17 protein-coding genes are annotated in these 17,975 nt (G+C 60.8%); 7 read left to right on the top strand and 10 right to left on the bottom strand.

Annotated features, from left to right (window positions below; translation table 11 throughout):
* Window positions 1-16: 16 nt before the first annotated feature.
* Entirely contained in the window at window positions 17-472 is a 456-nt protein-coding gene (locus tag LQ215_RS07455) for a YiiD C-terminal domain-containing protein (RefSeq protein WP_230148489.1), read from the top strand.
* A 165-nt stretch (window positions 473-637) separates the two neighbouring features.
* Here the strand turns inward: LQ215_RS07455 and cysQ are convergent, their stop codons facing one another.
* Window positions 638-1,465 (bottom strand): 3'(2'),5'-bisphosphate nucleotidase CysQ, encoded by an 828-nt coding sequence (gene cysQ / locus LQ215_RS07450; RefSeq protein ID WP_230148487.1) that lies wholly within the window; start codon window positions 1,463-1,465, stop codon window positions 638-640.
* Window positions 1,462-2,028, bottom strand: coding sequence for an ADP compounds hydrolase NudE (nudE, locus tag LQ215_RS07445; protein WP_230148485.1), 567 nt, complete (start codon window positions 2,026-2,028; stop codon window positions 1,462-1,464). The genes cysQ and nudE overlap by 4 nt, the downstream gene beginning before the upstream one ends.
* A gap of 88 nt (window positions 2,029-2,116) precedes the next feature.
* On the opposite strand from nudE, the gene yrfG reads away from it, so the two are divergent.
* Window positions 2,117-2,779, top strand: coding sequence for a GMP/IMP nucleotidase (gene yrfG, locus LQ215_RS07440; protein WP_214510974.1), 663 nt, complete (start codon window positions 2,117-2,119; stop codon window positions 2,777-2,779).
* Between the two features lie 655 nt (window positions 2,780-3,434).
* Here the strand turns inward: yrfG and lysM are convergent.
* Complete coding sequence (gene lysM, locus LQ215_RS07435) at window positions 3,435-3,875, bottom strand: peptidoglycan-binding protein LysM (protein ID WP_230148483.1); 441 nt, start codon at window positions 3,873-3,875, stop codon at window positions 3,435-3,437.
* Between the two features lie 133 nt (window positions 3,876-4,008).
* On the opposite strand from lysM, the gene LQ215_RS07430 reads away from it, so the two are divergent.
* The 4 genes from LQ215_RS07430 to LQ215_RS07415 all read left to right on the top strand — a co-directional run bounded on the left by LQ215_RS07430 (window position 4,009) and on the right by LQ215_RS07415 (window position 9,020).
* Window positions 4,009-4,896, top strand: a complete 888-nt coding sequence (locus tag LQ215_RS07430) for a LysR family transcriptional regulator (RefSeq protein ID WP_230148481.1) — start codon at window positions 4,009-4,011, stop codon at window positions 4,894-4,896.
* A 93-nt stretch (window positions 4,897-4,989) separates the two neighbouring features.
* A complete protein-coding gene (gene fdhD / locus LQ215_RS07425; RefSeq protein WP_230148479.1) occupies window positions 4,990-5,829 on the top strand; it encodes a formate dehydrogenase accessory sulfurtransferase FdhD in 840 nt (279 codons plus the stop codon).
* Window positions 5,826-8,174, top strand: coding sequence for an FdhF/YdeP family oxidoreductase (locus LQ215_RS07420; protein ID WP_230148472.1), 2,349 nt, complete (start codon window positions 5,826-5,828; stop codon window positions 8,172-8,174). Before fdhD ends, LQ215_RS07420 begins: the two co-directional genes overlap by 4 nt.
* A gap of 366 nt (window positions 8,175-8,540) precedes the next feature.
* Window positions 8,541-9,020 (top strand): glycine zipper domain-containing protein, encoded by a 480-nt coding sequence (locus LQ215_RS07415; RefSeq protein WP_058544959.1) that lies wholly within the window; start codon window positions 8,541-8,543, stop codon window positions 9,018-9,020.
* Between the two features lie 79 nt (window positions 9,021-9,099).
* Here the strand turns inward: LQ215_RS07415 and LQ215_RS07410 are convergent, their stop codons facing one another.
* The 5 genes from LQ215_RS07410 to LQ215_RS07390 all read right to left on the bottom strand — a co-directional run bounded on the left by LQ215_RS07410 (window position 9,100) and on the right by LQ215_RS07390 (window position 14,530).
* Window positions 9,100-9,519 carry an acyl-CoA thioesterase gene (locus LQ215_RS07410; RefSeq protein ID WP_230148470.1) on the bottom strand — a complete coding sequence of 140 codons (420 nt, stop codon included), beginning with the start codon at window positions 9,517-9,519 and terminating at the stop codon, window positions 9,100-9,102.
* 45 nt (window positions 9,520-9,564) lie between these two features.
* Window positions 9,565-10,791, bottom strand: a complete 1,227-nt coding sequence (locus LQ215_RS07405; protein ID WP_230148468.1) for a 3-hydroxyacyl-CoA dehydrogenase — start codon at window positions 10,789-10,791, stop codon at window positions 9,565-9,567.
* Between the two features lie 107 nt (window positions 10,792-10,898).
* Entirely contained in the window at window positions 10,899-12,827 is a 1,929-nt protein-coding gene (locus tag LQ215_RS07400) for a RecQ family ATP-dependent DNA helicase (RefSeq protein ID WP_230148467.1), read from the bottom strand.
* 193 nt (window positions 12,828-13,020) lie between these two features.
* A complete protein-coding gene (locus LQ215_RS07395) occupies window positions 13,021-13,275 on the bottom strand; it encodes a colicin E3-like toxin immunity protein (protein WP_230148465.1) in 255 nt (84 codons plus the stop codon).
* A gap of 7 nt (window positions 13,276-13,282) precedes the next feature.
* Entirely contained in the window at window positions 13,283-14,530 is a 1,248-nt protein-coding gene (locus LQ215_RS07390) for a colicin E3/pyocin S6 family cytotoxin (RefSeq protein ID WP_230148459.1), read from the bottom strand.
* A gap of 189 nt (window positions 14,531-14,719) precedes the next feature.
* On the opposite strand from LQ215_RS07390, the gene LQ215_RS07385 reads away from it, so the two are divergent.
* Window positions 14,720-15,073 (top strand): DUF1493 family protein, encoded by a 354-nt coding sequence (locus tag LQ215_RS07385; RefSeq protein WP_230148457.1) that lies wholly within the window; start codon window positions 14,720-14,722, stop codon window positions 15,071-15,073.
* 76 nt (window positions 15,074-15,149) lie between these two features.
* Here the strand turns inward: LQ215_RS07385 and LQ215_RS07380 are convergent, their stop codons facing one another.
* Window positions 15,150-16,694 (bottom strand): phosphoenolpyruvate carboxykinase, encoded by a 1,545-nt coding sequence (locus LQ215_RS07380; protein WP_230148455.1) that lies wholly within the window; start codon window positions 16,692-16,694, stop codon window positions 15,150-15,152.
* A 178-nt stretch (window positions 16,695-16,872) separates the two neighbouring features.
* Window positions 16,873-17,775 (bottom strand): Hsp33 family molecular chaperone HslO, encoded by a 903-nt coding sequence (gene hslO / locus LQ215_RS07375; protein WP_230148453.1) that lies wholly within the window; start codon window positions 17,773-17,775, stop codon window positions 16,873-16,875.
* Window positions 17,776-17,975: the final 200 nt, after the last annotated feature.

The raw sequence follows: 17,975 nt of genomic DNA, 5'->3' as shown, positions 1-17,975 counted from the left end.
AGCAAAAGGCCCCGCGATGAACCGCGACAGTCGTTACCTGGAATCGATCCTGCACCACGATATCCCCTTGACCCGGGACATGGGCCTCAAGGTGCTCGATTGGCAGGCCCGGCAACTGCGCCTGTCCTTGCCGCTTGCGGCCAACGTCAACCACAAGAGCACCATGTTCGGTGGCAGCCTGTATTGTGGCGCGGTGCTCGGCGGCTGGGGCTGGCTGCACCTGGCCCTGCGCGAGGAAGGCATCGTAGACGGGCATATCGTGATTCAGGAAGGGCAGATCAGCTATCCGCTGCCAGTGACCGGCGATGCGACCGTCGTCTGCGAAGCGCCGGAGGAAAAAGTCTGGAAGCGCTTCCTGGCCACCTACCGGCGTTACGGACGGGCACGGCTGGCGTTGCAGACGCGGGTGATGAATACCGGCAGCGAGGAGGTGGCGGTGCAGTTTGAGGGGCAGTACGTGTTGCACCGCTAAAAAGCGCATGACCTTTTGAACTAGGGCATGGTGCCCCCTGTGGCGAGGGAGCTTGCTCCCGCTCGGTTGCGCAGCAACCGCCAAAGCGAGGGGCTGCTTCGCAGCCCAGCGGGAGCAAGCTCCCTCGCCACAAAAAGCTCTTTTGCCACAGAAAGCAGAAAGGGTTCAGGAGCGAGCAAGCTCCAGCAGTTTTCCACGCCACGCCGCTTTCGCCGGCAACGCCAGGAACGACGCATTCAACAGCGACTCACGCGGTGGATAACAGAACGGTTCGCCGCTCAAATCCAACACCTCGCCACCCGCACCTTCCAATACACCCTGGGCAGCGGCGGTGTCCCACTGGGAGGTCGGCGCCAGCCGTGGATAACAATCCGCCGCGCCCTCGGCCACCAGGCAAAACTTCAACGAACTGCCAATACTGGTCAGTTGCAGCTCACCCAGGCTGGCGCTCAAGCCATCCAGCAGGCGTTCCTGCTCCGGGCTGGTGTGCCGGCGACTGGCAACCACGGTGAAGGCGTCACCTGGCGCCAGTGTGTCACGAACCGCGATCGGCAAAGGCTCGCCGCCCTTGTCGCCACGCCAGGCGCCCAGCCCTGCGCCGCCCACGTAAAAACGCCCATTGGTGGGCATCGTCACCACGCCGAACACAACACGGCCCTGCTCCACCAACGCGATGTTGACGGTGAACTCCTCGCTGCCGGAAATGAATTCCTTGGTGCCATCGAGCGGGTCTACCAGCCACCAGCGTTGCCAGCCGGCACGCACGCTTTGGGCAATATCGGCGTCTTCTTCGGAGAGGATCGCAATATCCGGAGCCAGTGCCAGCAGCCCGGCCACGATCACATCATGAGCGGCCATGTCTGCGGCGGTCACCGGTGACTCGTCAGCCTTGTGGTTGACCTGCACGTTGGCACGCCAGAACGGCAGGATCGCTTCACCGGCCTGGAGCGCCAGCTCGACCACAGGGGCCATCAACGGATGAGGGAAAGTCATGACAGGAAAGCTCCACGCTGGGTCAGCAGGTCACGGGCCAGGTACAGCGCCGCCAAGGCCCGACCCTCCGTGAACTGCGGGTTCTGTGCCAGGGCCGACAGCTCACGCAGGTTGACCTTGTCCACGCGCATCGGCTCGGGCTCGTCACCCTCCAGCTGTTCTTCATACAGATCGGTCGCCAGCACCACCTGGATCTTCTGGCTCATGTAGCCGGGCGACAACGACAGCTCGGTCAGGTGTTCCAATTGACGCGCTCCGAAACCGGCCTCTTCCTTGAGCTCCCGCTCGGCCGCCGCCAACACATCTTCACCGGGCTCGATCAAGCCCTTGGGCAAGGACAGTTCATAGGCGTCGGTGCCACCGCAATACTCTTCCACCAACACCGCGTGGTCGGCATCGAGCATCGCCACGATCATCACCGCGCCATAACCTGCGCCCTTGCTCGCCAGACGTTCGTAGGTGCGCTCCACACCGTTGGAAAACCGCAATTTCAGTTCTTCCACGCAAAACAGGCGGCTGGTAGCGACGATCTGGCGATCGAGTATGGTGGGTTTCTGGCGCATAAACGGCTCCCTGGGCGATAGCGGGCTACTATACCCGGCCTATTCTGATTGTTTGTGTCGGATATCCGATTACCGCTGGAGAAGTTTTATGGCCTTGCTGCCCTGGCATGAGATCGATACGGTTCTGCTGGACATGGACGGCACCCTGCTGGACCTGCATTACGACAACCATTTCTGGCTCGAACACCTGCCCCAGCGCTACGCCGAACTGCATGGCGTGAGCCGGGCGATGGCCGAGATGGAGCTGCAGCCGCTGTTCGAGCGCAACGCCGGTCAGTTGCAATGGTATTGCCTGGATTTCTGGAGCGCCGAGCTGAAACTGCCAGTGCGCGAACTGAAATTGGAAACCGCGCACCTGATCGCCTTGCGCCCGGACGCCGATACCTTCCTGGCGGCGATCCAGCGGGCCGGCAAACGCGTGGTGATGATCACCAACGCGCACCGCGATTCATTGTCCCTGAAGCTGGAACGCATCGAACTGGCCCCTTATTTCGACCGCTTGATCAGCTCCCACGACTACGGCTTCCCCAAGGAAAACCCGCAATTCTGGGATGCGCTGCAAGCCGACCTGAATTTCGACCCGGCCCGCAGCCTGTTCATCGACGACACCCTGCCGGTGCTGCGCAGCGCCCGGGACTTCGGCGTGGCGCACTTGCTGGCCGTGAGCGAGCCGGACAGCCGTAAAGGGCCGAAGGACACGGGGGAGTTTGACGCGTTGGGGGATTATCGGGACCTGATTGCCGGGCTTTGAACCGTGTCGCATTCATCGCGAGCAGGCTCGCTCCCACAGTTGGATCGGGGTACGGCCGGAGAAATAGGCCGGCTGTTAGGTCGCCTCGCGAGCAAGCTTTGCTCCCATAGGTCCTGCTCAAACAGATCTGATGGATGTACGGCCGGGAGAGCCAGGTCGGCTACTAGGCCGCCTCGCGAGCAAGCTTTGCTCCCACAGGTCCTGCTCAAACAGATCTGAGGGGTGTACGACCGGGAGAACCAGGTCGGCTACTAGGCCGCCTCGCGGTGGACGTTGATCTCGGCGCCCCGTTAACCACGATGGCCGAACGCAGGCATTGTGGAGTGGGCATCCCGGCATGGATGCCGGGATAGCCGCGCTGGGCCATGGATGGCCCTTCGCGGCGGGCCCACGGAGCAATGCCGGAGTGAGGGCATGCCGAGCCTAAGCGAGGCACCGAGTGGTGGGGCAAAGCGCTTTTGCTTACTTTTGGCGCTCTTCCAAAAGTGAGCCGCTGTAAGAGCGGAACCATAAGTAGCCGTTACCGCAGCAATGGATATGCACTCAGTCAGGCCGCCATCGCGAGCAAGCTCGCTCCCACAGGGGGATCTTTGTTCGCCACAGATCCAGTGTGGGAGCGAGCTTGCACGCGATGAAGGCACCACAGGCCTGAAGGTTACTCGGGAATACGCAACACCTGCCCCGGATAGATCTTGTCCGGGTGCGACAACATCGGCTTATTGGCCTCGAAGATCTTGTTGTACTTGTTCGCATCGCCGTACTCGGCCTTGGCGATGGCACTGAGTGTGTCGCCCTTCTTCACGGTCACGAAACGCGCCGCCTGAGCCACCGGGCCAGTCACCGTAATCTGGTCGTCGACACTGCCGACACCGGCGATATTGCCCACCGCCAACAGGATCTTTTCCTTTTCTTCCTGGCTCGCGACTTCACCAGTGACGATGACTTTGTCGCCCTCGATGGTTGCCTGGACATTCGGATTACCCAGGCCGACCTTCTCAATATGCGCTTTCAGTTGTTCGCTGGCATTGGCATTGCCGGGGGTGAGCAGGTCGATCAGCTTTTCACCGGCTTCCTTCACAAAACTAAAAATACTCATGGCACACGCTCCTTGATTTAAGTGTCCAGACGCAAAGACTAGACCAGGCGAGACGAACCCGGTTCCCAACCGACCAATGACCCCGCCACGCGCAAGCGCTAGAATCCGAACCTTCCTGCGCCCTGGAGCGAAGATGGACATCAAGCAGCTGAAATTTCTCATCGCGCTGGACGAAACCCGCCACTTCGGCCAAGCCGCCGCACGCTGCCACATTACCCAGCCGACCCTGTCGATGCGCCTGCGCAGCCTTGAGGAAGAACTCGACCTGCCGCTGGTCAACCGCGGCCAGCGTTTTGAAGGTTTCACCGCGCCGGGGGAACGGGTACTGGCCTGGGCGCGCACGGTGCTGGCGGCCTATGACGGGCTGCAGGCCGAAGCGGCGGCCTGTCGCGGTAACCTGGTGGGCACGCTGCGCCTGGGCGTGGTGCCGTTGTCGGACTTCGACCCGCTGGCGATGATGCAGCGCTTGCACGCCGAGCACCCCAACCTGCGTTTCGAATTGTCGTCCCTGAGCTCCGAACGCATCCTCGAACAGTTGGCGAACAACCGTATCGACCTGGGTATTTCCTACCTGGAACGCCTGGACAACGAACGCTTCGAAGCCCTGCCCTTCAGCCACACCCGCATGGGTCTGCTCTACGACCAGCGCTTTTTCTTCTTTGGCGAACAACCGCTGAGCTGGGAAGCCCTGATCGAACTGCCCCTGGGCATGCTCACCAGCGGCATGCACTTTCGCCAATCCATCGACCACAATTTCCACAGCCGGGGCCTCACGCCTCAACCGCTGTTGCAAACCGACGCGGTGCATCAATTGTTACAAGCTGTGCACGGTGGACTGTGTTGCGCGGTGATGCCCCTGGACAGCGGCCTGGATGTACTGACCGAAGACTTGCGCATCCAGCCCATCGAAAGCGCGCAGACGTTGGTCCCGCTGGGCCTGATCATGCGGCGCGGAGCCCCACGCTCGGCCTTGGCAGAGGCCTGTTTCGCCCTTTACCAGAAATCATCGACAACATCTTGATCGACGTCATCTATTGAGAGATCAGTAATAGCGATTAGACGTGGCAGATTGCCGCATTTAGTCTTAACACTATTCCTACTTTCAGTGATGCCTATGAACGACAAGCCTCCGGTCAGTCCAGCGCCCGCGATGGAAACATCCGCGCCGGCCGCCAGCCAGAGCTATCGCTACTGCAACCTGGACCACTCCCAATCGGACAGCACCGCGCTGGCCGAGGAAGTGGCGCTGGCGATTGCCTATAACGGCATCAGCCAGGCGGTCATGCTCGTCACCCCCACCGACCTTGAAGACTTCATCGTCGGCTTCAGCCTCGGCAGCGGCATCATTGAAGACGCATCGGACATCTATGACCTGCAACTGAGCGGCGCGGGTGCTGCGCACCATGCCGAGGTGACCATCGCCAACCGCGCCTTCTGGAACCTCAAGCAGCAACGCCGGCAATTGACGGGCACCAGTGGCTGCGGCTTGTGCGGCGTGGAAGCAGTGGAACAGGCTTTGCCAAACCTCAAGGTGCTACCCGGCGCACCGCTGCCACCGGCCCAATGGCTCGACGGCCTGCGTGACCGTATCAGCCAGTTTCAGCCCCTGGGCCAATACTGCGGCGCAGTCCACGCCGCGTTGTTCATGAACGCCCAAGGCGAATTGCTGCTGGGTCGCGAAGACATTGGCCGGCACAACGCCCTCGACAAGCTGATCGGCGCGTTGATCCGGCAGCAGATCCCGGTGGCCGGCGGCGTGGCGATCGTCACCAGCCGCTGCAGCCTGGAACTGATCCAGAAAGTCCTGCGGGCCGGCATCCAGACCCTGGTCAGCCTGTCGTCGCCCACCGGCCTTGCGGTGCAGTGGGCTCGCCAACACAACCTCAACCTCATCCACCTGCCGCAAAAAAGTGCGCCGCGGGTCTACAGCCCTGCGATGGAGAAACAAGCGTGAGCAATCATCAACAAGCCGACCAGAAACCCGTACCGCGCTACAAGCCCTACAAGGGCCCGGCCGGTGGCTGGGGAGCGCTGATCAGCGTCGCTCAGGCCTGGTTGACCAGCGACAACGCGCTGAAAAACATCCGCATGATGCTCAAGACCAACCAGAATGGCGGTTTTGACTGCCCAGGCTGTGCCTGGGGGGACTCGCCGGAAAGCGGCGTGGTCAAGTTCTGCGAGAACGGCGCCAAAGCCGTGAACTGGGAAGCCACCAAGCGCCGCGTCGATGGCGCATTTTTCGCCAAGCACAGCGTGAGCTCGCTGTTGGAGCAGAGCGATTACTGGCTCGAGTACCAGGGTCGCCTGACCGAGCCCATGCGCTACGACGCCGAAACCGACCGCTACAAACCCATCAGTTGGGAAGCGGCGTTCGACCTGATCGGCAAGCACCTGCAAGGGCTGTCCAGCCCGAACCAGGCCGAGTTCTACACCTCGGGCCGGGCGAGCAACGAAGCGGCCTACTTGTATCAGCTGTTCGTGCGCGCCTATGGCACCAACAACTTCCCCGACTGCTCGAACATGTGCCACGAAGCCAGCGGCGTAGCGCTGTCCCAGAGCGTGGGCGTGGGCAAGGGCACGGTGACCTTCGATGATTTCGAACACGCCGACGCGATTTTCGTCTGGGGCCAGAACCCCGGGACCAACCATCCGCGGATGCTCGAACCACTGCGTGAGGCGGTAAAACGCGGCGCCCAAGTGGTCTGCATCAACCCGCTAAAGGAGCGTGGCCTGGAGCGTTTCCAGCATCCGCAGAACCCGATCGAGATGCTCACCAACGGCAATAAGCCGACCAACACCGCCTATTTCCGCCCGGCCCTGGGTGGCGACATGGCGATCTTGCGCGGCATGGCGAAGTTCCTCCTGCAGTGGGAGCGCGAAGCGCAGAACAGCGGCGCGGCGGCGGTGTTCGACCACGCGTTCCTCAATGAGCACAGCACCAACGTGCTGGATTACCTGGCGGCGGTCGACGACACGCCGTGGGAACAGATCGTCGAGCAATCGGGCATGACCCTGGTCGACATCGAGCAAGCGGCGCGCATGTACGCCAAGAGCGAGAACGTGATCATGTGCTGGGCGATGGGGATCACCCAGCACCGTCATTCGGTGGCGACCATCCAGGAAATCGCCAACGTGATGATGCTGCGCGGCAATATCGGCCGGCCAGGCGCAGGCCTGTGCCCGGTTCGCGGCCACAGCAACGTGCAGGGCGACCGGACCATGGGCATCAACGAGCGTCCGCCAGTGGCGTTCCTCGACTCGCTGGAGCGGCGTTTCCAATTCAAGGTACCGCGTGAAAACGGCCACAACGTGGTCGAGGCGATCCACGCCATGGCCGACGGCCAGGCGAAGGTATTCATTGCCCTGGGCGGCAACTTCGCCCAAGCCACGCCGGACAGCCATCGGACGTTCCAGGCCTTGGGCAATTGCGACCTGACGGTGCAGATCAGCACCAAGCTCAATCGCAGCCACCTGGCTCACGGCAAGGACGCGCTGATCCTGCCGTGCCTGGGCCGCACCGACATCGACCTGCAAACCGAAGGCGCGCAAGCGGTGACCGTGGAAGACTCCTTCAGCATGGTGCATGCCTCCTACGGCCAGTTGCAGCCGCTGTCGAACCAGATGCGCTCCGAACCGTGGATCATCGCCGGCATCGCCGCCGCCACGCTGGGTAGCCGTCCGGTGGACTGGAACTGGCTGGTGGCCGACTACAGTCGCATCCGCGACCTGATCGCCGAGACCGTGCCCGGTTTCAAGGACTTCAACGAAAAGCTGAAGAACCCTGGTGGGTTCTACCTCGGCAACAGCGCCGGTTTGCGACGCTGGAACACCCCGTCGGGCCGCGCCAACTTCAAGCCCAACCGGTTGCCGACCGACCTTGTGCATGAACGCACCCGGGCCACCGGGCAGCTGCCCGACCTGATCATGCAATCCATGCGCTCCCACGATCAGTACAACACCACCATCTATGGCCTCGATGACCGCTACCGCGGTGTGAAGGGCCAGCGTGATGTGTTGTTTGCCAACGAAGCGGACATCATTCGCCTGGGCTTCAAGCCGGGGCAGAAAGCCGACATCGTCTCGCTCTGGGATGACGGCCGCGAACGGCGGGTCAAGGGCTTTACCCTGCTGGCATTCGACATTCCTGCCGGGCAGGCTGCGGCCTATTACCCTGAAGTGAACCCGCTGGTGCCACTGGAAAGCACGGGCGACGGCAGCCACACTCCGACGTCGAAATTCGTCGCGATCCGCCTGGAAGCGGCGGGCGAAAATGGACTGATCCTGGCCAAGTCGGCCTGATACAGCCTTTTGGATCATGATGGCCCTGTGGCGAGGGGATTTATCCCCGCTGGGGCGCGAAGCGGCCCCTAAAACAATCGACTTGGTTATGCTGGCATACCGAGTCATCAGGTTTAGGGCCGCTCCGCGCCCCAGCGGGGATAAATCCCCTCGCCACAAAGTACTTTCCAGCACGCACAAAAAAGGCCGTTTTCCCTAGAAAACGGCCTGTCCGAAGTAGCTAAAGACCGACCTATTTGCCTTAAGTTCCCACCGAAAAACAATAACTTAGAGAATTGTGCACAAGTCGTGTTACTCGTCGGATTTCTATTGTAACCAAGCGAAGCCAGCCTCAGGATCGCGCCGTCATCCCTTTGAGGCTCCTCTATGAAGTTCTCCTCCATTCTCTTGTTGTCCCTTAGCCTGGCCAGTGGCATCGCTTCTGCCGGTGGTACTGCCGAAGCAGGTGTGGGCGGCGCATTGGGCGGGGTTTTGGGTTCGGTCGTCGGCCAGTCCCTGGGCGGCAACACCGGCTCCACGATCGGCGCGGCGCTGGGCGGCGCGGGCGGCAGTGCAGTCGGCGCAGACAAACACAGCCGCGGCGAAGCGGCGATCGGCGGCGCGCTGGGCGCAGCCGGCGGTAACGTGGTCGGCCGTAGCGTCGGCGGCACCACTGGCAGCCTGATCGGTGCGGCAGCGGGCGGCGGCGCGGGTGGCGCCCTGGGTAACTACATGGGCAAGGACGATGACGATGATCGTCACTACGACGGTCGCCGTGGCGATCGCCGCTACTACCGTGACGGCCACCCAGGTCGTGGCCATGCCTACGGGCATCGCAAAAAACATCATCGCTACTACCGCGACTAACGGCTGGCTGATAAACCGCCGTTGAAGATCGCAGCCTCCGGCAGCTCCCAGAGCTGACAGGAGGCTGCGATTTTTTGTTTCAGACCACCAACTGTTCCAAAGCCCCGCGCAGCCGGTCCGGAATCGCCACCGGCCGATTCGACGCCCGGTCCACGAATACGTGAACAAAACGCCCCGCCGCGCAAGCCTCCTCCTCCCCCGCCTTGAACACCGCCAACTCGTACTGCACCGAACTGCTGCCCAACTTCCCGACCCGCAGGCCGATTTCAATCCGGTCTGGAAAGGCGATCGAGGCAAAGTAGTCACAGGCTGAACTCACCACGAACCCCACCACCTCTCCATCATGGATATCCAGGCCACCGACTTCGATCAGGTAGGTATTCACTGCGCTATCGAAAAAGCTGTAGTAGGTGACGTTATTGACGTGACCGTACACGTCGTTGTCGTGCCAGCGCGTGGTAATGGCTTGCAAGTGTCGGTATTCGTTGCGTTGGGGCATCAGGTGTCCTTTACGGTTGTTCAATGATCTTGACGTGGCCCGGCCTCAGGCCTGCGCGAAGCCCTTGCCCTGCGCTGCCAGCTCGCCGATCAGGCGCGCGGGCTTCCACTGGTCGCCCTGCTTCGTTTCGAGCGCCAGCAAGCGTGCGTGGATATCTTCCAGCCCCTGCCCGTCGGCCCAGGCCATCGGCCCGCCCTTGTCCACAGGAAAGCCGTAGCCATTGAGGTAGACCAGGTCGATGTCATGGGCCGACTCGGCAATGCCTTCCTGCAGGATCTTCGCCCCCTCGTTGACCAGCGCCAGCAAGCACCGCTCGAGGATTTCTTCCGGGCCAATTTCGCGTCGCTGGAAACCCAACGCCTCACTGACTCGTAGCACCAGCGCATCGACCTCGACATCATGCTCGGCCTGTCGACTGCCCGGCTCGTAGTGATAGTACCCATTGCCGCTTTTCTGGCCGAACCGTCCCAGCTCGCACAGACGGTTGTCCACCTGCACCTCGGGCGCATCCTGGCCCTTGCCCGCCAGCTCACGGGCGCGCCACTCCAGATCAATGCCAACAACGTCGTACATACGAAACGGTCCCATGGCGAAACCGAAGCCCTGCAACGCCGCATCCACCTGATGGGGGAACGCCCCCTCCAGCAGCATCTTGCGCGCTTCCAGCACATAAGGATGAAGCATTCGGTTGCCGATGAATCCATGGCAATTACCTGATACAACGCTGACCTTGCCCATGCGCTTGCCCAGCACCAGCGCGGCGTCCAGCACCGCTTTGGAGGTATGTGCGCCGCGAACGATTTCCAGCAGCTTCATGATGTGCGCCGGGCTGAAGAAATGCAGGCCCAGGACCTGGGCTGGCCGGCGCGTGACAGCGGCGATGGCATCGATGTCCAGCGCCGAGGTGTTGCTCGCCAGGATGGCCTCGGGCTTGAGCAAGCCGTCCAGCTCACGAAAGATGTTCTGTTTGAGTTCGAGGTTTTCGTAGACCGCCTCGATCACCAGGTCCACCTCACGAATCGCCGCGTAATCCTCCGCCCGTGTTACCCGGGCGATCCGTGCATCCGCCTCGTCTTGGTCAATACGGCCCTGGCGCACACCATGGGCATAGGTCTCGGCCACAGCGACCAGTGCCTGCTCGAGCATTTGTGGATTGTTGTCGACCCACTGCACCGCCACGCCCGCGTTGGCCAGGCACATCACGATGCCCCGGCCCATGGTGCCCGCACCGACCACCGCGGCCCGCTGAATATCGAAAGGTGTCTGGTTCATGTTGGCTCTCTTGTTGGCGATCCAAAGACAGCCTTCACCTTAGTCAGCCACCGAATATTTTTGAAATTTATTCGTGTGATGCAGGGCATTCAGCGGATGGATACAGCTCACAGGTGCGCTTGGGCCCACTGACGAACTTCAGCGTATGGATACGCCTCCAGTGCGGCATATCCACTGATCTTCCGTGCCTTCAATCGAGTGAACAGCGGCACGCTGATCCCGCACAGGAAGCGGGTCAGGCGCTCGGCAGACGGCACGCTGGCGCTGTGCTGCTCATGCTTGTGGATAAAATCGCCACACAGCGCCTCGAAACTTTTATCCACAAGTGCCGGCAGCGAAGGTGGCTCCGGCAGGCGAGCGACATGCCCATGGCACACCGAACAATGACCACACTGGCGTGGCGCATTGTCATCGCCGAAATACTGCGCCAGGCGATAACCCAGGCAACGGTCGGTGGCGAACAACTCGAGCATGGCGTGGATCCGTGCGATTTCACCTTGTTCGTGCCGGGTGAAATAGGCGTGTAGCTCGGCGCTCAAGACCTGCACATCCAGGTCCGCGTCCAATACGCTGTACACCTCGGTCATCTGATTGCTTTCCAGCTCGATCCAGCCCTTTTCCTGGAAATAGTCCAGCGCCTTGACCACGCGATTACGCTCAGCGTGATATTGCTGGTACATCCCGTCGAAATTCACCGTGGCCCACGCTCGGGCGCGACTGGAGGTCTGGATGATGGCCGAGACGAAGTCCCTTCGCTCGCCTTCGAAGCGCTCCAGCAGTTCTTCTGGCTCAGTCAGGAACTTGAAGCGGTACTCCGCGAAATAGGCATAACGCGGCGCGATCAGCCGACGTAGCTCCAACTGGACCAGCAACGTCTTGAGTGGCAACTGCCGGATGTTGCTCTGGTCCGCCAGAGGTCCCAGCAAGAACTCCCATTGCCCATCGGGAGCGGCGGCCTGCAGCTCATCGAGCACGCAACGAATGCCGGCAAGCTCCGGCGTATCGCCATACACAAAGTTTTCCAGCACGTTGAGACTGTCGCGGTTGGCCAGCACCAGGCAATCGGACGGTTGCCCGTCCCGTCCGGCCCGGCCAATCTCCTGGCTGTAGTTTTCGATGGATTTGGGCAGGTCGAAGTGCACGACGTTGCGGATGTCGCTCTTGTCGATGCCCATGCCAAAAGCGATGGTCGCGACGATGCAATTGGATTGCCCGCCCATGAACCGCCGCTGGATATCTTCGCGTTGTTCATGGGGCAAACCGGCGTGATAGGCCTCGGCCTCGATCCCGTGCCGGCCCAGGTGCTCGGCGATCTGCTCGGCGGTTCGCTGCAAGGTCACGTAGACGATGCTCGGCTGCCCGGCACGCTCGCCCAGCCACTGCACCAGCCGTGCGCGCTTGTTGGCACCGCTCACGGGTTCGACCAGCAGATTGAGGTTCGACCGATAGAAACCCGTCGTCACCACATCAGAGGCGGCGATGGCGAATTTCGCCTGCATGTCGGCGATGACCTTGGGTGTGGCGGTGGCCGTCAGCAGCAACACCTGGGGAATATTGAACTCACGCTGGTAATCGGGAAGCTTGAGGTAGTCAGGTCGAAAGTTATGCCCCCATTCCGAAATGCAGTGGGCCTCGTCCACCACCAGCAACGAGATCGGCACCTGCTGCAGGAAATTGCGAAAGCGCTCGTTCTTCAGGCGCTCCACGGAAATCATCAGGATCTTCAACTCGCCCGACCTGGCCCGCGCCATGGCGTCGTTGGCTTCGTCACGGCCCTGGGCCGAATCGATACTCGCCGCCGCAATGCCGTGGCGCTTGAGAAACGCCAACTGGTCCTGCATCAACGCCAGCAGTGGCGAAACCACCAAGGTCAAGTGCGGCAATAGCAGGGCCGGCAGTTGATAACACAGGGACTTGCCCGAGCCAGTGGGAAAAATGGCCGCCGCTGACCGACCGGCCAGTACGGCGCCGATGACCGCCTCCTGGCCGGGACGAAACTGTGGATAACCGAAAACCTGTTCCAGGGTGCTGTGCATGCGCGGTCGCTCCTTTGACTGCTGCGATGCCCAAAGCCTAGCGCGGCAACGCGGCGAGTCGAGAAAAGGTCGGGGTCGAATCGATACGGGATGATACAGCTTGGTGCCTAAGACCTGGTCCGGGAATAAACCACTGGAAATGCGAAGCAACCTACCGCCTCTCGGCGTTGGCGGTTGGATTCAAGCTGGATGACTACCAAGCATCCCGATAATCAAAAGACACCTGATAATCGTATATCGATAAATCCAAGGCATGCTCGAAATATGGCTGTAGGATTTCAGCCCATTCGGTACTCACGTCGAAATTTCCATTATTGATATTGTTTTCCAAAGGAAGATCCAGATCGTCGAGAACAATAGAGTCCTCTCCAAAATCCTTCGAATACTCTTTTCCGACCAACACCTCCGTTTCTTTATCGAACCATCTCAACCTTACTTTTAATCCCATATCTTCCTCACAGAAATTTTTTGATATTGCGTTTCGGATTCGGTTTTTTCTTCTGTTCACCCGTAAGGTGATCAAATGAACCCAAATGGCTACCGCCGCTCGCGCGATACACCTCTAGCTCAGCGTGCCTGGAATCCCACTCGTAAATCTTCCTGCCCTTAGCGTCCGTCCAACGCTCCCGAAACCCACCGCCACCTTGACGTGGCGTCTTTGCTTTGACTTCGAACAAGCCATCAAAACCAGTTATTTCGTGTGTTCTTGGCGCCTGATGATAATCATGTGTCGCCTCTGGCAGCCCCTTGCGACGAATACTAAAAACTATATACAACGGCGAAACCCCAGAATCCGCCGGAAACACAAGAATGAAATCCTTGTACTCCGGCGGATAGATCGGGTTGACGATGATGCTGTCCGCCGCTGGCGTTGGCGGAAAAATCCAGATATGCGGAGCCTGTGGCGCGGCCTCCAGCGCCGGGATGCCCAGCGTGGCAGACGGATCGACCGCCGGTGTCCAGATCAACTCGACTCCATCGCCAAAGTCCGCCACTTGCTGCTCGCCGCGAGCCTGGAACGTCACCACCGGAATCATTTCCCAGTCACGTCGCGCCTGGGTGTTGTAGCCGTATCCCTTGAGTGTTCCATCGGCCTGGGTTTCGACATGCAGCCGAACCCGGGTGCGTGCCTGCTCCAGGGCACGCAGTTGCTCTTCGGTGTACAACGAGCCGTCACCCAGGCTCGAGGGCACCAGCAACCCCACCAGACCGATCAGTGCCCCCGCTGCCACAGGAGCAGTGACCGCGCCAGCAGCCCCGGCCGCCGCGCTGAGGGAGGCAGGCATCGTTCGACCCAAGGCAAACGTGCCGAAGCTTGCCGGTAACGACCCACTGATACTCTTAAGCTGAATGCGCCCTGACTCGTCAGCTTGACGGCCACCCAACAAGGTAAATTGGCCGTACTCCCTCAGGGCTTCAGTCGGGATGTAGCCGCTTGGGTTGTGGTAGTCGATGACTGAATCAGGCAGCTTGCAGGACTTGGCAAATACACAGCCCTTCACGTCGGAAGGTGATGCTTCGCGGACTTGGGCCAGACGTTCGCTCATGTAAGCCGCTTGCCTGGCCAGCATGCCCTCATAGGCCTGTTGATCGGCGTATCTCTTCTCCAGTTCACTGGGGGTCATGTCCCGCAGGATCCTGTAGCCCCGATCACCACCGTAATGCTCCCAAACCTGCGGAACACCGGCCTTTCCTTTCGTCATGCTTCATCCCTGCTCGATCGCCATTGCCACCATTGAAAGGGCGTGGCGAACCTTACCGGACGACTAAAGGTTTACTCAGCAGACGGTTCCGAGACTGCTGTGAGATCTTTCTTCTTTTCCAACGGGCAACGATTTCCCCCTAAACTTTCCCTTCAGACGGACGCACGCGAACCTCCCGGAAACTTCGCCATGTACCTCGCCCCCGACTTCCCCGACGATCACGCCATGCGCCAGCTCATGGAACTGCTGCACGAAGAGATCGGCCTGCCCGAACGCAAGACCATCCGCCTGGACACCGCGATCAATCTCGACTTGGGTTGCGATGGCGCGGATGCCCGGCATCTGATGGAGACATTGGAGGAGCGATTCGCCATCGAGCTCATCGACTACGACGCTTACCGCTATTTTCAGCCGGAAGGATTTGATGTGTTTCAAAAGCGCAGGGCCAAGGGCCGTGGGAACAAGATGCCACTGACCATTGGCATGCTCTACAAGGCGATCAAGGCGCAACGATGGGATACGCGGGAAGTGGAAGAGGCCTAGCTGATCGGGGCGCCTCAAATGGTCGCCCATAAAAAACCGCCCATGAAGGGCGGTTTTTTCATTCACCAACCAAGCCTTACAGCTGCGGACCCGCTGCCTTGATCGCGTCGCTCACGTCGAACTTCTTGAAGTTCTCGGTGAACAGACCGGCCAAGGCCTTGGCCGCTTCGTCGTAGGCAGCTTTGTCGGCCCAGGTGTTGCGTGGGTTCAACAGGCCAGTCTCGACGCCTGGAACAGCCAGCGGCACGTCCAGGTTGATGATGTCCAGGTGTTCGGTTTCAGCCCCGATCAGCGCACCGCTCTGGATTGCTGCGATCACCGCACGGGTGGTCGGGATGTTGAAGCGCTTGCCGACGCCGTAGCCGCCGCCGGTCCAGCCGGTGTTGACCAGGTAGACCTTGGAGCCGAAACCACGGATGCGCTTGATCAGCAGCTCAGCGTATTCACCAGCCGGGCGCGGGAAGAACGGGGCGCCGAAGCAGGTGGAGAAGGTCGACTTGATGCCGCTGCCCGAACCCATTTCGGTCGAGCCCACCAGTGCGGTGTAGCCGGACAGGAAGTGGTAGGCGGCTTGCTCTTCGCTGAGAATCGACACAGGCGGCAGTACACCGGTCAGGTCGCAGGTCAGGAAGATCACGGCGTTTGGCTCGCCACCGAGGTTTTTCGGTGCGCGTTTTTCGATCAGCTCACGCGGGTAGGCGGCGCGGCTGTTCTGGGTCAGGCTGTCGTCGGCGTAGTCGGCTTTCTTGGTGACCGGGTCGATGACAACGTTTTCCAGGACGGCGCCGTGCTGGATGGCTTTCCAGATAACCGGCTCGTTCTTCTCGGACAGGTCGATGCACTTGGCGTAGCAGCCGCCTTCGATGTTGAAGACCACGCCCACGCCCCAGCCGTGCTCGTCGTCACCGATCAGGTAACGGCTTTCATCGGCGGACAGGGTGGTCTTGCCGGTGCCCGACAGACCGAAGAACAGGGTCACATCGCCCTCTTCGCCCATGTTGGCGGCGCAGTGCATCGGCAGCACGTCAACGGCTGGCAGCAGGAAGTTCTGCACGGAGAACAGGGCTTTCTTCATTTCACCGGCGTAGCGCATGCCGGCGATCAGCACTTTCTTGGCCGCGAAGTTGATGATCACGGTGCCATCGGAGTTGGTGCCGTCGCGCTCAGGCTCGCAGACGAAGTTCGGCGCGTTGATGATCTGCCATTCATCCTTGCCGCCGGCATTGTATTGCTCGGGGTTGATGAACAGGCAACGGCCAAACAGGTTGTGCCACGCGGTCTCGGTGGTCATCTTGACCGGCAGGTAGTGCGCAGGATCGGAGCCTACATGCACGTGGGAGACAAAACGCTCGCGCTCGCCCAGGTAGGCTTCGACGCGGTTCCACAGGGCATCGAACTTGTCGGCCGGGAACTTGCGGTTGATCGGGCCCCAGGCGATGGCGTCCTGGGTGGTTGGCTCCTCTACGATGAAACGGTCGACTGGCGAGCGACCGGTACGATGACCGGTACGAACAACCAGCGCGCCAGTATCGGCAAGCTCGCCTTCACCGCGATTCAGGGCTTCTTTGACCAGATCATCGACACTCAGATCGGTGTACACGGCGTTATTGGCTTGCGTCATGAGATTCCCCGTCGGCCCGTGGCCGAGTGCTCCAAACGTTTTGTAGTAGGAAGTCGCGCACTACTACCCGAAAAAAGTGGGCCGGATTATGCCAGAAAACCCCAAAAAGAGTAGGGCCCTCCCGTCAGTACGGCGTAAATCCGGCGTTTGTCAGGAGATTTACCTGCGCTGAACCGTTTTAGTGACGAGTATCTGACGGTGTGTCGACACCCGCCCCGGCGAACAATTGCGCGATGTCCGCGGCGTCGAACAGGTAGCGCTCGTTGCAAAACTGGCAATCGATCTCGATGGCGCCGCCATGCTCGATCATCAGTTGCTGCGCATCTTCCAGACCCAGACTGACCAGCGCATTGGCGGAACGTTCACGAGAGCAACTGCATTGGAAGCGCAACGGCTGGCCGTCGAACAAGCGTACCTGCTCCTCGTGATAGAGACGATGCAGCACGGTTTCGTTGTCCAGGCTCAACAGCTCATCGGCGCTCAGGGTGCTGGCCAGAGCGGTGATGTGCTGCCAACTGGCGTCACGTTCTTCCGGGTCGCGCAGGCGGTCGGCAGGCAGTTGTTGCAGCAGCAAACCGCGAGCGCGCCGCCCGTCGGCGTAGAGCCAGAAGCGGGTATTGGTCTGCTGGGACATGACGAAGTAGTTGGTGAAGCAATCGGCCAGGGTTGCCCCGTCCAGATCGACAATTCCCTGGTAACGCTGGCCTTGGGTCGGGTCGACCGTGAGGGCCAGCACGCCGTTGGGCATCATGTCGGCCAGGGTCGCGTCGGGCGCGATCTGCTCGGCGTCATAACGGGCCAGGCCGCGGATCTCGCGCTCGCTGGAGCACTCGATCATCAGCAGCGGGACCGGACCATCGGAGCGGGCCTGGAGAATCAGCAAGCCATCGAACTTCAAGGTGCCCACCAACAACGCCGCAGCCGCCATCAGCTCGCCGAGCATTTGTGCGACCGGCTCCGGATAGGCGTGCTTGGCGAGGACTTCGGCGTAGCTACGCTCCAACGCCACCAGCTCGCCACGGGCATCGCTGTCATCGAAGATGAAACGTTGGGTGTAGTCGGTATCCGGTAAATCAGTCATAGGGTCTGGTATCTGAGGTAATGACAAATGATGGCGGGCATTTTATGGCCATTCAGGGTGGGTTCCAAGCAAGGCTTGGGTTTGCCTGACGGGAAGGGGCTGACGCCTCAACTGAATGTGTAGGCTGACACATTGTGGCGAGGGAGCTTGCTCCCGCTGGGCTGCGCAGCGGCCCCAAAATCTTACGGTCGCTGCGCAAC

The organism is Pseudomonas brassicacearum (genome assembly GCF_918698105.1).
GTDB classification, from domain to species: Bacteria; Pseudomonadota; Gammaproteobacteria; order Pseudomonadales; family Pseudomonadaceae; genus Aquipseudomonas; species Aquipseudomonas brassicacearum_F.
The sequence above is the reverse complement of the archived record's forward strand: the minus strand, read 5'-3'. Positions and strand labels throughout refer to the sequence as shown.